This window comes from Croceicoccus bisphenolivorans (assembly GCF_001634625.1).
Taxonomy (GTDB): Bacteria; Pseudomonadota; Alphaproteobacteria; order Sphingomonadales; family Sphingomonadaceae; genus Croceicoccus; species Croceicoccus bisphenolivorans.
Genome location: NZ_LRSE01000015.1, coordinates 40,218 through 56,275, shown reverse-complemented (window position 1 = coordinate 56,275; position 16,058 = coordinate 40,218). Strand labels below are relative to the sequence as shown.

At 60.4% G+C, this 16,058-nt stretch carries 12 protein-coding genes; 7 read left to right on the top strand and 5 right to left on the bottom strand.

Features of this window, described 5'->3' with window-relative positions; all coding sequences use genetic code 11:
• The first annotated feature begins 16 nt into the window (after window positions 1–16).
• The 6 genes from A7A77_RS14365 (at window position 17) to A7A77_RS14340 (ending at window position 8,131) form a co-directional block, all read left to right on the top strand.
• Window positions 17–454, top strand: coding sequence for a hypothetical protein (locus A7A77_RS14365; protein WP_066559829.1), 438 nt, complete (start codon window positions 17–19; stop codon window positions 452–454).
• 237 nt (window positions 455–691) lie between these two features.
• On the top strand, window positions 692–913 hold the full coding sequence (locus A7A77_RS14360; RefSeq protein ID WP_066559827.1) for a hypothetical protein: 222 nt from the start codon (window positions 692–694) through the stop codon (window positions 911–913).
• A 627-nt stretch (window positions 914–1,540) separates the two neighbouring features.
• Window positions 1,541–1,870, top strand: a complete 330-nt coding sequence (locus A7A77_RS17535; RefSeq protein WP_082836157.1) for a hypothetical protein — start codon at window positions 1,541–1,543, stop codon at window positions 1,868–1,870.
• The gene (locus A7A77_RS14350) at window positions 1,860–4,190 is read left to right on the top strand and encodes a type IV secretion system DNA-binding domain-containing protein (protein ID WP_066559821.1); all 2,331 of its coding nucleotides are present in this window, start codon (window positions 1,860–1,862) and stop codon (window positions 4,188–4,190) included. The genes A7A77_RS17535 and A7A77_RS14350 overlap by 11 nt, the downstream gene beginning before the upstream one ends.
• A 43-nt stretch (window positions 4,191–4,233) precedes the next feature.
• Entirely contained in the window at window positions 4,234–7,143 is a 2,910-nt protein-coding gene (gene mobF / locus A7A77_RS14345; RefSeq protein ID WP_066559819.1) for a MobF family relaxase, read from the top strand.
• A 79-nt stretch (window positions 7,144–7,222) separates the two neighbouring features.
• Window positions 7,223–8,131: an HNH endonuclease gene (locus A7A77_RS14340; protein ID WP_066559896.1), complete on the top strand. Its 909-nt coding sequence runs from the start codon at window positions 7,223–7,225 to the stop codon at window positions 8,129–8,131.
• Window positions 8,132–8,142: 11 nt separating this feature from the next.
• Here A7A77_RS14340 and A7A77_RS14335 read toward each other — a convergent pair whose 3' ends face one another.
• Complete coding sequence (locus tag A7A77_RS14335; RefSeq protein ID WP_066559815.1) at window positions 8,143–8,778, bottom strand: S24 family peptidase; 636 nt, start codon at window positions 8,776–8,778, stop codon at window positions 8,143–8,145.
• Between the two features lie 119 nt (window positions 8,779–8,897).
• Here A7A77_RS14335 and A7A77_RS14330 point away from each other — a divergent pair, with 119 nt between their 5' ends.
• Window positions 8,898–9,083 carry a hypothetical protein gene (locus A7A77_RS14330; protein WP_066559812.1) on the top strand — a complete coding sequence of 62 codons (186 nt, stop codon included), beginning with the start codon at window positions 8,898–8,900 and terminating at the stop codon, window positions 9,081–9,083.
• A 104-nt stretch (window positions 9,084–9,187) separates the two neighbouring features.
• Here the strand turns inward: A7A77_RS14330 and A7A77_RS14325 are convergent, their stop codons facing one another.
• Genes A7A77_RS14325 through ptuB form a run of 4 tightly spaced genes read right to left on the bottom strand, consistent with a single transcriptional unit; the run spans window position 9,188 to window position 16,058 of the window.
• On the bottom strand, window positions 9,188–12,010 hold the full coding sequence (locus A7A77_RS14325) for an ATP-binding protein (RefSeq protein WP_066559804.1): 2,823 nt from the start codon (window positions 12,008–12,010) through the stop codon (window positions 9,188–9,190).
• Window positions 12,011–12,020: 10 nt separating this feature from the next.
• Window positions 12,021–14,918 carry a DUF1156 domain-containing protein gene (locus tag A7A77_RS14320; RefSeq protein WP_066559801.1) on the bottom strand — a complete coding sequence of 966 codons (2,898 nt, stop codon included), beginning with the start codon at window positions 14,916–14,918 and terminating at the stop codon, window positions 12,021–12,023.
• Window positions 14,908–15,420 carry a hypothetical protein gene (locus A7A77_RS17945; RefSeq protein WP_156500586.1) on the bottom strand — a complete coding sequence of 171 codons (513 nt, stop codon included), beginning with the start codon at window positions 15,418–15,420 and terminating at the stop codon, window positions 14,908–14,910. Before A7A77_RS17945 ends, A7A77_RS14320 begins: the two co-directional genes overlap by 11 nt.
• A complete protein-coding gene (ptuB, locus tag A7A77_RS14315; RefSeq protein ID WP_066559884.1) occupies window positions 15,420–16,058 on the bottom strand; it encodes a retron Ec78 anti-phage system effector HNH endonuclease PtuB in 639 nt (212 codons plus the stop codon). The genes A7A77_RS17945 and ptuB overlap by 1 nt, the downstream gene beginning before the upstream one ends.

The window sequence follows — 16,058 nt, the reverse complement described above, 5'->3', positions numbered from 1 at the left end:
TGCTACGAAGAATGCCATGAATGACCAGACGATCACTTGCTATCCGGGTGAGGGTGCGACCGCTGCCGAGATGGTGGCTCTTGCCGATGAGTATCGGATTGCGGCCCAGTTTCTCGTGCAGAATGGACGGCCCAAAGTGCCCAGCTCGCGGGCACCGTTTCGCATGGTCGCAATCCATGCGGTCGAGCTTTACCTCAACGCATTCCTTCTCCGATCGGGTCACAGCGCGGGCCAGGTGCGGGGTCTCCAGCACAACCTCGCGGCAAGGGCGGACCTAGCGGTGCAGATTGGGCTGGTGCTAAGGAAGCGGACGCGGGAACACCTGCATACCATGTCGCAGTCACGCGAATTTCTTGTCACGCGATATGTGCCCGGCGGAACCACCCTGTCGGAGATCAATCGTCTTCAGGCGACGCTCACAGAGGTCGCGCAGAAGGTCTCGGCAGCAATCTAGCTCGGGACTGGAGGGGAGGGGGCCTGGCTCACGTTCTCCCATTCTGATGGCCGTGCAACCGGCGCGTCAAGGACGGCAGGGTCCCACCATTTTGCCTCCCCTTCGCTGCGCTACGGTCCGACAAAATCGTTACCCCTACCGCCGCTTCGCGGTCGCCCTTTGGGCGATCCCTGACCCGCCGGTCACACGCCCATCCGTCCTGCTCCTGCCGTCAACGGCAGACATCAGGAGGATATCATGGCTTCAATTTTTCGAACCAGTTCGAACTCGGAACGCTACTTTGCCGCGCTGGCTGTGGCAGAGCGGCGGGCGCTGCACAGCTTCTTCGATCAGCACATCGTTGAGGACCGCGAACTTGGATACTTCGCTCTTGACGAGGGCGACTACAACGCTCTTCCAGCGCATCTGGCAGCGCGCGTGGTGCATACGATCCACGGGGCGATGCTCGATGAGTTCTGACCGGACAAGCAGGGCAGGGACCGGGAACGGTTCCTGCCCTTTTTCTTGTTCGCAGGGGTAGGAGTGATGGGCATCCCCGATCGTTATGCGCCCCAGCTCCTTTCGATCTCTGGACGGCTCGGTAATGACTACTTGGTCCCCATGATCCGCTCAAACGACCGGGCAATTGCCCCCCCTGAGCAATGGCCCGCCGAGAGGAATTCCCACATAACTAAGGCCAGTTGGTAGCCCAGCGGCGTTTTTGCCCTGAATTTCGTTTTTCCCTGCAACGACCCGGTTGCTCACGCTCCGAGAATAAGGATGCGAATTCAAGCGATTGAACGGAACTCAGGGCGTGCTGGAAACCCCCGCGCACATTGGAACTTGACAGGCACACCGTACGCAGTGACACTGCCGGATTTAGTATAGGTATATCAGGGTGATACGCTGAATTTTCGGGCTGGTGTCAAACCAATTTGAGGGTGAAGCATGCCTTGGATTCGCGATTTATGGGCAAATTGGGACCGCCTAACTCTCTGATGTGTGGTCGGTTTATCGAGATTGACGCGCCAATGTTCCTGATTTATTCTCATCGCTGTCTTCCGCAAGATCGAACCGGGTTCGCAAGGGTCAATTGGACCCCAGAACATGGATCGGCATCTCAGTCTTCAGACCTACGTACCCCGCCCACTTGCTGATTGGATCAAGGGCAAAGCCCGGGACCAACAGGTCTCCGTCAGCATCGTCATTCGCGATCAGCTGATCGATGCCTGGCAGCGTGAAAACGAAGCGCGAAAGCGGCCTGCGGCCCTCGACCCGGTACGGCAAAACCTGTTCATCACGGTAGCCCTCGAAGCGCTCCTGGCCAGCCATACCGATGGCTCGTTGAGGCAGCGTACGCACGAGGCCTACAATCGCCGGCTCGCCCGGCTCGGGCTCAGCGCCTCCGCACCCGGGGGAGGCAGCGATGAAGCGTAATCTCCTCAATTTCACGCGCGGCAGCCAGCTCCTCGGCCACTTCGGCTTCATGTTCGCGGCCGGCCTCAAAGGCCCGCTGTTGGTGACCTTCATCGTCGCCGCCTGGTTCTCCTACTGGGAGGTGACCTCGGCGCTTACCGATCACCAGATCTACCTGGCGTGGATGCATCTCTACGCTTCGGGCTACGCCTTCATGGAGCTTGATCCCGGCAAGCTGGTGGAGCTCAAGCTGGCCGGTGGCGGCACCGTCCGTCTGCCATTCGATGTCGTTCGCGACTTTCCTCCGATGCGCGAGGCCGTAACTGCGCTCGGTGCCGCCATCCGGCGCGGCATGAGCCTTTCAGCGCTCGTCCTCGTCCCGGCCTTCATCGCCTTTTGGTGGTTCGCCGAACGGTTCGGCGGCAAGTCCAAAGAGCGCAAGCACGAGCGCGGCGCGATGCTCGTCACCCTTGACGAGCTCGAGGCAGAAATCGACCGGCACAACCGCACGGAGCGTGCCCGCGAACTGCAAGCCGCGCTCGGCTGGAAATGGCGGCTGGCAGGCGCTGCAGCGACCGAAGAAGCAGGCTTTTATGGCCCGGCTCACCTCGCCGGCGTGTCTTGGCCCTGGCGCCTTGAGCAGAGCCATACGATGCTGATCGGCACAACTGGCACCGGCAAGACCGTGGCCCTTAGCCAGCTCCTCGGCGAGGCCCGGATGCGGGGGCAACGCGCGGTCGTTTTCGACCTCACCGGGGCTTTTATCGAAGCCTTTTACGACCCCGAGCGCGACATCATCCTGAACCCGCTCGATTCCCGCTGTCCGACCTGGAGCGTGTTCCATGACTGCACCAGCGAGGGCGAATTCCACGCCGCCGCCGAAGCGCTCGTTCCGCACGACGGCGGCGGCTCGGAGCAGTTCTGGGTGCTGGCGGCCCGCATGCTCTTCGTGGAGATGTGCCTGCATCTCCAGCGCACCGGGCAGGCCACCAACCATGCGCTAGCCACCCGGTTGATGACCGCCGATCTTGCGCAGGTCCACAAGCTCATGCGCGGCACCATGGCCGACCCGCTGACCGCTCCCGAAGCAGCGCGCATGGCAGAGTCGATCCGGGCCGTGTTCAACGCCAATGCCAAGGCGCTGAAGCTGCTGCCCAACAATAGCCCGCGCTTCTCGGTACGGGACTGGACCCGCGGCATTTCCGCTCCGGGCTCGATCCTGTTCCTCTCCGCACGCTATGTCGACATGTCGATCTGTTCGCAGCTGCTCACCTTATGGCTCGACACGGCCATGAACACGCTGATGACATTGGAGCGCACGCCTGATCTCAGGCTCTGGTTCCTCGTCGACGAACTGGGGGCACTCCACCGCCTTCCCGCGCTCGAAAAAGGGCTCCAGACCGCCCGCAATTTTGGCGGCGCGATAGTCACCGGCGTCCATGCCTTTGCCAAGCTCAAGGAGGTCTACGGCGAGAACATGGCGATGACCCTGTCCTCGCTGGCTCGAAGCAAACTCATCCTTGCAACCGCCGACCGGGAGACGGCAACCTGGTGCTCCGACTTCATTGGACATCGCCAAGTGCGCGATATGGAGGAAGGGTACAGCTACGGGTACAACAATGCTCGCGACGCCGTCAGTCTGACACCCCGGCGTCAGATTGAACCACTGCTCCTTCCCGACCAGTTCATGAACCTGCCGAGGCTCTCCGGCTACCTTAAGTTCCCCGACGGATTCCCGGCCGCTCCAGTCACGCTCGTGCCGCGCCGCTTGCCCCGGCTCGCTGAGGGGTTCATTGCGCGCGCCTCCGAACCTGCTCCCGAGCGGGCTGCCCCGGATGAGGGAGCCGCGGCGGGCACCTCTTCGCCCCCATCGCCTTCCGAAGCCGCAGAAGGTGCGCCAGCCGCGAATGACGATGGTGCTGGCAAGCCGGTCGTCCCCCGGCAGCTTAAGCTCGACCTGCAGGGCGTGAAACCTGCGGCGGATCAGGCAAGCCTAAAGGGCGAGGAACATCCCCGAGCCATGCCTACCCGTGAGGTGCGGGGAGCGCCCGACGAAGGCAAGGCCGGTGCAGATGCCGAAGCAATCGGGCCGGCTCGGACAGTCGCGACCTTGCCACCAGGACCGCTTCTTTCAGGCAGAAGTGAAGCGGCCGATGGGGCGCAGCCAGGGCCTGAGGAGAACGCGACCACACCAGGCGACAAGCCCGGTTCGACTGGCCTCAAGTCACCGCCAGTCGAGCGGCCGCAGGAGCGAGAACATCCCCGCGAAAGGGCCGAACGGGACTTGCTCGAAGGCGGCGTCGAGAGCGGAGAACAGGACTTCTACGAACCCGATCTTTGAGGGCCGAAAGCAAGGGGGCACCTTGCTTGAAGGAACAGGATCCATGCTTTCGGTCGCCAATGTCCGGTCAGCCTCCGGCGCGGCCAGCTACTTTGCTGCCGACAACTACTATGCGAGCGCCGACGCCGACCGATCGGGTCAATGGGTCGGATCAGGCGCCGCAGCCCTTGGCCTTTCCGGAGAAGTTGATGCTGTGGTCTTCGACAAGCTCCTCAAAGGCGAACTCCCAGACGGAACCAGGGTCGGCCATGAAAACCAGCATCGTGCCGGTACGGATCTCACTTTCTCGCTGCCCAAGAGCTGGTCGGTCCTCGCCCTTGTTGGCGGCGATAAGCGGATCATCGAAGCCTATCGCGAAGCGGTGATCGAGACGCTTCAATGGGCCGAGAGGAACGCGGCCGAAACGCGCCTCGTCGAAAACGGGAAAGTGCGCACGGTTCCAACGGGCAACCTCACCGTGGCGCTGTTCCAGCACGATACCAATCGCAACCAGGAGCCCAATCTCCATTTCCATGCCGTGGTCGCCAACGTCACGAAAGGCGCCGATGGCAAATGGCGGACATTGAAGAATGACCGGCTCTGGTCGCTCAACACGCTGCTCAACAGCATGACGATGGCGCGCTTCCGCCTCTCGGCTGAAAAGCTCGGCTATGCGGTGGGCCCCGTCGGCAAGCACGGCAATTTCGAGGCTGCCGGCTTTACCCGCGAGCAGGTCATGTCCTTCTCCACGCGGCGGCAGGAAGTGCTCGACGCGCGGCGCGGCCCGGGGCTGGAAGCCGGCAAGATTGCTGCCCTCGACACCCGCAGCGCCAAGCAGGCAGTCGCCGATCGGGGCGCGCTTTTGTTGAGCTGGCAAGGCCATGCCCAGGCCGCAGGCCTCGACCTGCCGGCCATGATTGAAACGGCGCAGGCCCTGGCAAATTCAGCACCTCGCGGACTCGCAGCCGGCGCCAGCCTGATCGAGCGCGGCAAGGCGTGGCTTCGGGACTTTGCCGAGCGGATCAAAGGCAATGCTGCCGATCCGCTTATCCCGGCTCACGTGCTCAAACAGGACCGTGAAACCGTTGCCGCAGCCCAGGCAACAGCCTCTGCCGTGCGCCACCTCTCTCAGCGCGAAGCGGCCTTTCCGCGCGAGGCGCTTTACAAATCAGCGCTGGATTTCGGGTTGCCCACAACGATCGCGGCCGTCGAAACGCGGGTCAATGCGCTGGTCCGTTCGGGCGATCTTGTTCCAGGGTCAGGAGAGCACAAGGGCTGGCTGACCTCGCGCGATGCGCTCGCTAGCGAGCATCGCATTCTCGCCGCGGTCGAAGCTGGGAGGGATGCAGTTGCTCCGCTTCTCGACAGCAATGAAGCAGGCGCAAGGGTCAAGGCCGTCGCTGCCATCAATCACGGGATCGACCTCAATGCAGGCCAGGAAGGGGCTGCACGCCTGATCCTGGCATCGACCCACCGAACGATTGCCATCCAGGGCGTCGCCGGCGCAGGCAAGAGCAGTGTCTTGAAACCCGTGGCGCAGATCCTCGGCGAGGAAGGCAAGGAGATCATCGGGCTCGCAGTCCAGAACACCCTGGTGCAGATGCTGGAGCGCGATACCGGCATCACCTCGATGACCTTGGCGCGGCTGCTTAAGAGCTGGGCGCCGTTGCTGGAAGACCTCGGAAATGCCTGCCTTCAGGCTGAGGCGAAGGAAGCGCTCGGCGACCGGGTGCTGGTCCTCGACGAAGCTTCAATGGTCTCGAACCACGACAAGGAGCGCCTGGTATCGCTGGCCAATCTTGCCGGCGTCCGGCGGCTTGTCCTTGTGGGCGACACGCGCCAGCTCGGCGCGGTCGATGCGGGCAAGCCTTTCGATCTCGTCCAGAAGGCGGGCATCGCGCGCGCGGACATGACGACAAACCTGCGCGGCCGGGACCCGCAGCTGCGTCTCGCCCAGGCCGCTGCACAATTGGGCGATGTCCATACTGCCCTTGGCCATCTCAAAGGCTCGACGATCGAGACAAGGGGCGACAGCGCAGTGGTTGCTGCCGAGCAATGGCTCGCGCTGGCGCCGCAGGAACGCGACGGGACTGCGATCTATGCCTCTGGCCGGCTCTTGCGCACCGCGGTCAACGACGCGGTGCAACGCGGGCTCAAGGCCAATGGCGAGCTTGGTACGGCCGCGCTGGAGCTGACTGTGCTGTCGCGAGTCAATGCTACCCGTGAGGAGCTCCGATACCTCTCTGTCTACCGCCCAGGCATGGTCCTTGAGGTTCGCAGCCCGGACAAGCAGCAGCGCCTCCCGCGCGGCGAATACAAGATCGAGAGCATCGACGACAGATCGCGCGAGGTCCGCCTTCGCGATGGCAAGGGCAGGATGCGCAGCCTTCGCCCGAGCCGCATCCGCCCCGGCGAGAAGGGCGATCGGCTCGCGCTGTTCGAAGAGAAGCGCCTTTCGGTCCATGACGGCGACCGGATTCGCTGGACCGAGAACGATCATCGGCGGGGCCTGTTCAATGCGGACCAGGCGCGGATCGAGGCTGTTGACGGCGCTCGGGTTACGCTGGTGACGTCATCCGGCCTGCGCCATGAACTCGAGCGCGGGGACCCGATGCTGAGGCGGCTCGACCTCGCCTACGCGCTCAATGCCCATATGGCCCAGGGTCTCACTTCGGATCGCGGGATTGCGGTGATGGATAGCCGCGAACGCAGCCTTGCCAACCAGCAGACCTTCCTCGTCACGGTGACACGCCTGCGCGATCACCTGACCCTTGTAGTCGACAGTGCCGATAAGCTTGGAAAGGCCGTGGCCCACAACACCGGCGAAAAGACCTCGGCCCTGGAAGTGACCGAGCGGCTCCGCGAGGCAGCCGCGAAGGGCCTGGCCGCTGGTGCCTCGAACAAGGACGATCATTCGAAGAAGCCGCCCGAACTGACCAAGGAGCGGACCAAACCCTTCGAAATCGGCATTTGAACTTTTCGATGGTGAGCCTGGACGGCGGAGCGTTCTCCAGGCACCCTGGCGCTCATCGACTTGGGCTATGGGCGGGACTGTGAAGGGCGTTTTCGAGATCAGCGGCAATTCGCGCTACGATGACGCGATCACCGAACGGTATCACTTCCCGAGCAATTACCTATCGATCGCGCGAGAGCTGGTGAGCGACTGGATCGTCTATCGCGAGACCCGCGTGGCTGGCGGCCGCATGACCTATATCGCGGCCGCCTTCGTCGAGCGGATCGATGCCGATCCCAGCGACCCCAGCCACTTCTACGCACGGGTCCGCGACTATCTCGAGTTCGACCAGCCCGTGCCGTACCGGGATGGCAGCGGCCGCTTTGCTGAACGGTTCCTGCGCGAGATGGCTAGGCCAGGCGATGCCGGACGGAGCCTCCGCGGCAAGTCGGTCCGCGTGCTCGAGAACGAAGATTTCGTGGCGATCGTCAATGCAGGGCTCGCCGAGACCCTCGATCCCGACAACCGGATCCGGCTTGAACTCGACGCGCCGCGCATCGACCCGGAAACCAATCTGCTGCTCGACGATCATTTCGCGGAACGGCGCGTCGAGCAGATGCTAGTAAACCGCAAGATCCGGGACGCAAACTTCCGCAATCATGTACTCGACGCTTACGAGAATACCTGTGCGGTCACAGGCCTCAGAATAGTCAATGGAGGCGGCAAGGCCGAAGCCCAGGCCGCGCATATCTGGTCCGTTGCCGACGGTGGGCCGGACATTGTCCAGAACGGCGTAGCGCTGTCAGCCACCGCCCATTGGCTGTTCGATCGCCACCTCATCACTTTCGATGACAATCTCTGCCTGCTGGTGTCGCACAACAAGGTGCCTTCAGAGCTCTTGCAACTCTTCCCGCCAGCAGGGCAGCAAATCCGCCTGCCGCGTGACAAATGCTTGCACCCGCGTCCCGACTTCGTTGCGCGGCATCGCGAGCGATTTGCTGGGGTCTGACGCCCGGCAGATCAGACCGAACGCCCGAACCAGATGACCCGACCGACGACATGGATCGTCGAGCGGTCGACGTCGGTCCAGGTCGGATACGCCGAATTGTCGCTCGAGATCGTGATCTGCCGCCCACCTGGCTGGATGGTCACGCGCTTCACCACGAGTGCATCGTCGGCGCGCAGCACATAAATGCCATCGCGCAAGCGCGAGCCTTGATCGGACGCGTCGACAAGAACTTCGTCGCCGTCTCGCAGTGTCGGCTCCATCGACTCTCCGTGAACATGGATGATCGACAGGCTCGCGCTCTTGGCCCGGGTCAGCTTGCCCAGCCACCGTTCGTCAAAGCCGAACCGGGTATGCGCCGTCTCGCTCTCCGCGATCGCGCCAAAGCCGGCCGAAGCATCGACATTGAGGATCGGCACTTCAACCAGGCCATCGCGCACGGGAAGTGCGGGGCCGCCGAGCACCTGCTCGTCAACGCCGAAGAAGCGGGCAAGAATGCGCCGGTCTTCGTCGTCCAGCTTGCGCGGTGAGCCGCGTTTGATGAACTGCTGGATGTACGCGGGGTTACGATTGAGCAGCCGCGAAATCGCGGAATAGCCCACGTTTCTCTGCCGGATTAGGCGATCCAGCTCTTCTCTCACATTCTCCATCGGCGGCGCCTTTCAAGGGGCGGTCCAGGTTGGCGTGTAGGAATTCATCCTAGACTCGATGGAGTCTTCCTAATAAGAACATAACAAGAACACAAGTGGAATCGGATTCGAGGTAGGCCATGAAGCTGCTGGATCGCATCGAGCGTCATCTCAAGGAAACCCACATGTCCGCCACCCGTTTCGGGCGGCGGGCGGTCGGAGATCCGCGCTTTGTGCTGGACCTACGATTGGGACGGCGGCCACGTCGGCGGACGCTGGAGAAGGTGGAGCACTACCTGCAGAACCATGAGCCCACCGGGCTTTGACGCCCTCTGATCGCCCTGATCTAACTATCTATAGGCGTCCACCACACCGTCAGTTTGAGCTGATACGTGTGGCGGAGACGGGCGTTGTCCGGGTTCAGAAGACGCTACTCCCAGTCTGCTGATTTCAGGCGAAGGCTAGTCGCGTTCTCGGAGACGGCTCGCTTTATGCTGTCGCTCGCACCGTCAGGAAACTCTGCAGAGATCTCGACCGTCAGCCGGACGTTTGCATTAGGATCGGACGCCAACAATGCGATTATCTCATCCGCAAGATTGACCAAGTGCATCTTGGCGGTCGCTGGCGGAATTTCAGCGGTCGCGTAGAAAACCTTTGGCTTCGCCGAGGTCGGCTGAGGCGTCGCCGTTGGTGTTCCCGGTTCGGAAGATGGCGGCGTTCCCGCTGTAGGAACACTCGGAACGGGAGTGGTCGGCGGATCAACTGGTGTCACCGGCTCCGTCGGGCGGCTGGTTTCCTCGTATGCTTTTGCTGCGTCAGGGTCGATCAGCAGCAACGTATCGTCAAAAACGGCCTCCCCGCCGCCGAACGAGAACCCTTCGTACTTGCCTTCGTGCTCGCCGTAAGCGGTCGCAAAAAAATCGCGACTTGCCGAGCCTGATCGTATTGCCTGCGTAAGCACGTCCCGCCCCCGCAAGCGCGGCATGTAAAGATAGCGAAGCGTGTCCTCGAAGAACGCGGCGGCATTTGCTGATCGAGCCTCGCCATTCCAGTAGAGCTCTCTCAGTTTTGCGCGGAGGTGGATTGGCGACCAGGTTGAGATGACCAACTCGTTGTCAGTACAAACCCGCTCAATCTCACTGCCGACAGAACTGCCTGCCGTGTTGATAGCAAACACCTCGATTCCAGGCTTGGGATCGGTCGGCGCGTCCTGCATTGGACACATCAACCAACGGTAGCATTCACGGGCGGCGCGAGGGAGCACCTCTTCTGCGCTCTTTAGCTCCTTTTCGGCCTGGTTCTTTTGCAGCAGGTCGATGTTGAGCCTGCTTTCCTTCACATCGTCAACGATCGAGCCCCAGGCCAGCGCCGTTCGGGCAGCATCATTAAGTCGAGCAAGCGCACCGTGATCTGCGGCCAAAAAGATAAGCCGGTTGGCGCGGTAGCGCGGCTTCGCCCCATTCTTGGCAATCATGTCGAGAACGGCGTCGAAGGACAAGCGGGTCTCATCTCGTGTGTACCAGGACTCCGGGGGAAGAACGACGAGGCGGAGCGCCGTGTCATCCGGCACATCACTATGCGGCGTGAAGATATGAACGCCGTCAAAGGACGCTGCATTTCCAACGGTCTTCTTCAGGGTCTCGGCAATCTTACCGCGCACCTCAGTGCGGTCGTCAAATCGGCGTTTGCGATCTTCCATCTCACGACGGAGATTGGCACGGGTGTCGAACCAAAATCTCGTCGCGTCCTGGCTCTTGTCGCCTGAAGCATTGAGATAGTGCAGCCGGTCGGCAAGACGGCCCAGCGCATCAGCGAAAACCGACGAGGCCTGACCGGGTTGCAGGCAGCCAAGAATGACGCGAGCGCGGTCAATGCCCCGAGCAGCAACATTTGAAACGACGGACGAAGGGGCGCTACCCAGGAATATGGTGCGGGCTATGCGCCGGGCTGCACCAACTTGCCCGAAACGAGGTTCCTTGTTTTCAAGGGCGGTGGTTTCGGCACGATCACCGTCGATATCGCGCTCGATGACGGGATCCCAGCCCGCGGGAAGATAATAGGTCAGCTCATTGCGCGTGCTGCCGTCATGCAAGGGCAGACTGCCCGGCATGATGAGCAAATCCCTGTTATCGTCCTTCCACAGGCGGAAGATCACTTTCGCCATGAGCTTGAGTACGCCGCGCGTGCGCTGGAATCCGTCGATCGTCGTCCAGTCTTCGTAAAGCCGGTCGAAGACCTCCGGATGGATCGGATAAGCCTGCTGGAGGCGGTCAAAATAGCGCCGCTCCTGCGTTTCGGCAGGAAGCTTCGCGCCTTCAGCGATATAGGTGTCGGCGAATGCCCGACAGATTTCCTCGCGCGCCTTTTCATCGCGCACCGGCTCGAACAGGCGGCGGCGCACGATCTCGAACGCCTCCTCGGTGGCAACCGGCTTCCACAGGGCCTGAACGCGGCCAAAGGTCTTCTCCAAGGCGCGCAGTGCCGCAACGCCGCGCTGGCTACCGGCCTCTACTTCCGATTCCGGCAGTGAAGCGAGCACGATGGCACGGGGCACGAGTTTGACGGCCTCGGTCAGCGCCTGCACGAAGGACAGGTTGCTGTCGTAGCTGCCGCCGCTGATCGCCTGGGATTCAGGGAACTGGCGGACATAGGCGACAAGCTCGTCGATCAGCACAACGCAGGGCGAAAACTGCTCCAGCAGCGCACGCAGCGCTTCCTTGCCCGGCGAAGTCCCGGTCGCATCGGCCTCCGCAACGTGCGCAAAGCCTTCAGCGCCGCCAAGCTGCCACGCAAGCTCGCCCCAAAGCGTCTTCACGGCCTGACCGCCATACATGCGCGGCTGGCTCGGCCCGCGATCGGTGCCATCAATGACGGCAACGCGCGCCTGTGGTACGTCCATCAGTCCGGCGCGGTCGACAAGCGCCGGTATCCCGGAAAGCTCGGCAAGAGCGCACTTGCGGGTAGCAAGGTGGTAGACCGCGAGCATGGTGTGGGTCTTGCCGCCGCCGAACGCGGTCTGAAGCTGAACGACGGGCTCGCCGCCCTTGCCGGCAAGGCGCTGCGCGACCTGAGTGAGCAGCATCGCCATGCCTTCGGTAATAAAGGTGCGCTCGTAGAACGCGACGGCATCCTGGTATTCGCGGCTTGCCTTGCCGGTATTCACGGCCGTGATATCGGCTGCGAACTCTGATTGCTGGAAGGTGCCTTCCAGAACGTCTTGGTGAGGAACAGCGACCTCTCTCCACGGTTTCATCGATGATCCCTCATTCAAACATATCAGTTTGCTGCGCTTTCGGTGCCGCCGCTGCAGCGGATTCGATTGCGCTCCAGCTTGTTACAATTTCATTGTAGGCTCGGGCATCTTCAGCCCAGCCCGCCCGCTCGCACAGCGTATATAGGCGATAGGCGAGCTGCCGCGTCACTTCCGCTTTCCCCGCAACGGTTGCAAGTGCCCTTCCGGCACCGCTCTCGCCTTCAGTCTTGAAGATGCGGATCAAGTGATGAAGCGCTTCCCATACTGGTAGGCGTTCATCTGTCTCAGGGTTCCAGTCGGCAGGATACTCCTTCCACTTCAAGAGGCGAACGATACCGCCGGAGGCATACAGTACCCCAGCTTGCTTCACGCCATCGACACTGGTTCCCTTGGCACGAGCCAGCGTGTCGGCTTCTCCGAATCTGCCCTCCTTCCAACCGTATTGCTCGAACCAATGCAGGCAGAATTGCGTATCATGGTCGAAATCATCCTCGGCGAGGAAGCGGTTGATGAGGCGCAACGCCGTCTGCACGGTCATTGGTGTGCCATCGGCCTCAACCACAGCCGCGTATTTAGAGAACACCGCCATACCTGGGCCGATGATGGCCTGCGAGAGGTCTACCGGCGCAACTGGCGAACGGTCGTCCCCGGAGCCGCGAGTCATTTCATCAAGTGCCTCCGGGAGAACCTGATTTAACTCACGTAGGAAGACACGGCGTGAGACAGTCTCTGCTGTCGTCGGGCGCTGACGGCAGACAAGAATAATGCTGGATGCGAGCGCGTTGGTGGAGACTTTAACTCCTGTTGGACGCTCAGTACGCATGGGCCATGTGCCAGCGATTCCAAAGCCTGCTTGCAGTACCGCCTCAAGGAAGGTTTCCCAGCCGGTGCTAGAAGTGCCCGCATCGTCTTTGGTTTCAGACTGCTTGAAGGCGTAGTAGATGGTGACAGGAAAGGCTGGATGAGCCTGCGTTGCCAAGTTGTGTAGCGCCTCGGTCATGCCACCAAGGAAGAACTTCTCGGCCTGCTCCTTGCTGCCGTGACGATAGGACGCGGCGACTAATTCTTCAGCCTTGGGCACCGCGACTGTCGCGAAGAGATGAGGATAAATCGGTTTGAGCGAGCGACGCAGCCAGACATAAAAGAAATCCGATAAGTCAGCGTATGCGATATTGTCGTAATATGGAGGATCCGTAGAGATGAGTTTGTTTGCACTGATGGCTTGGTTCTGAGCATCTGCTTGCTGAACGAAAGCAGGGCGCTCACTTCCTTCAGCAACAATCTTGCTCATAGATGTTGTCGTTAAGCCAAAATCACCTGCCGCACGTGCAAAGGGATTAACTTCTGGGAAGTCCCATGCCATTGGGATAGCTTGTCGGCTAAAGAGATTTACACTTTGCTCGCGACTCTGCGACCAAACAGCAAGAGCATTTACAGTATTGGTCGTTCGGCTAATTGCTAGTCCCAAGTACACTCCCACCGCCTGCGCATATGCCGTTGCGCCAACGCCGAGTCCTTCGAGGGGCTCGCCATCGTCGGGTAAACCGGCGACCAAAGCATCGGCCTTGGCCTTGGCGATCGCCTCGCTCACTAGATCAGAGAGAGCAGTAAGCGCTACAAGCTGGCGTGGAGTGAAGAGATCACCCCATTCGGTCAAGCCATAGGGAACGCATGTACCACCTGTGAGACGAGCCGGCACATTGCCGGAGGGTTTCCAAGTGGGTTGGGCCTGCCGGGCCGTAGCTTCATGCTCTCTAGACGGCGTCAGATAAACGCGGCCACGCGCCCCTTCAGCAACAACGGCCATCAGCCTTGTGCCAATCCGGCCAGCCTGCCCCTCAGCCTTGATGTAATCACCACTGATAGGCGTGTTCGAGAGAATGCAGCGGAAGTTTGCTCCTCGTCCAGTCGCTTTGGTACCTTCCTTCGCCGATTCGAGCGGCTTCCCTACCTTCACCATGAAGTGATAGCGGTCGCCATCAATCACGGGCTGCACATAGCTTTCCTTGCCTGCTTTGCTGGAAATGATGAAGGTAGAAGCCAGCGGCACATCCACATGCCGGAACGCCGGATTGGGGCTTTTCACAGTGCGTGCCCACAGCCAAGCAATGACTGTGAGCTTCTGGCCGACAAGCGGTAAAAGGTCGGGCCTCTCTTTCGCCATGTCCGCCGTGATCGCCACGGGCGGGTAGAGGTGCCCGATGCGCTTTTGTGCCTCCTCGCGCATCCACTGGCCGTAAAAGCGTACGTCCTCGGCGAGGCCCTGCGCGCCTTCCCATTGCTTACTCCAAGCATCGCGACTGGCAAGCGCTTCCGGGTTCACCGGTGGGTGGCTCGTAAACTTCGGTGGAATCTCGATCATCGCCTTGTTGATAAGGACGGCGACGGGGTTAAGGTCGGAGGCATAGCTTTCCAGCCCAAGACGCTGCGCCTCAAGAGGCAATGCGCCTCCACCGGCGAACGGGTCATGGAAGGCGGGCAGCTTATTAGGATTAAACAGTTCGGCCGCCTGCGGGTGATCCTTGTTGAGATCACAGACCTCGCGCCACGACTTGCCGATTTCCGCGCGGGCCTTTTCCAGCACCGCTTCGTTCGTAGTATTCTCCCACTTCACCAAATCCTTAATGATGGCGAAGAGCCGATTGCGGCTAGCCGCCCAACTCGCCTTGAGGTTGCCGGGAGGAATTGCCCCAGGATGCTCAAGCTCCCATTTCCAGGACGGGTCATTCACCATCTGGGCAAAAATAACGGCACGTGCGGCAGCCAATGGACGACGCGCCCACCAAAGGTGCAATGTGCTCGGATGACCATGCCGGATCGACTTCTCGCGGGCCGCAGCCGCGTTGATTGCGTCGAGGGGCAGTGCGACCTCAATAAGCTTGCGGGGGGAGATGATTTCAGGCTTCAAGGTTAAGCGCCTTCAAGGGAAAAGAGTTGTCAAATCCGCAAATTTCATCAATGGTTTTCTTTGCGACTGTAGACAAAATTGTAAAACTCTGTGGCGGACTATATTTTAAATAATCGTTAATTAATTCGGTATTTGCTGGATTTATTGCAATGTCATATTGGTCTATTGCATAAAATCCTATTGAATCTTCGCCTGATATATATTCCGCTATTTCATCTTTTGACAGATTTATACTCTTGTACAGACTCAGGGCTTGGTCAGCCCCCATCGTGCCAATGCTTTTTATTCTGGCACGTCCGCAAATCGCACCTATCGGACTCTTAATATGCGCGTAAATCCACTCGAAGGTTCGGTCTCTTGGAACACGTTTGCGAATGACGACGCTGAACTCGGAATTTAGGAAGGGCTGATGCCATTTCGAGTCAAATGACACGATGATAGCGTTAGACCTTTCATCCAAGGTCAGCGCCTTTGCTTCCGGTTTTTCCGCGTTCATTTTCATTATCTTTCCGTCAAGACGTGCCTGATAGCCGTATAGAATGGGTAGTCCTTGGTATATTCGAGGCAATCCGCAAAATAGGCGCGAATTTCGTCCGGGGTAAATCCGGCGCTGGCGGCTTCATCCACCGCTTGGATGAACCCGGCGACTGCGGCCTGACGCATGTTCCTCAACCGCCCCCATTGAGGGTTGAGTGAAAAGACCCTCAAGGTTTCAATTGCTCGATGTTGTTCGTTGGCAGCGAGGCCTTCGCGCACGGATATCGTTCCATCGGCACGGAACAGGAAAAATTGGTCAGGGTCGTCGAGACAAGGATCAATTAGATCGTCTGGGTTGTAAGCACCCGCACCGTTATCCTTGAAATGCCCGCAAGAATTTTTCTGATTGCAAGACCGGAAGAGATTGCCCCAGGAAAATGTAAGTGCCGGATAATCGTGCCTGCGCCGAAAGTGTTCAATGTGCTGCCCGAGTTCGTCGATGCTACCTTCGCAATAGGCGCAGCGGCGGCCCTGCATCTGCTCAAGATGGTCGTGAATCTGCCCTCTGTCAGCGTCTGCCAAGTTTTGCCATATTTGGACACCGTGATTGTAGGCAGCAAGGCACGGGGGGGCAGGAACTGCCGCGCGGTCAAGATAGCGCAT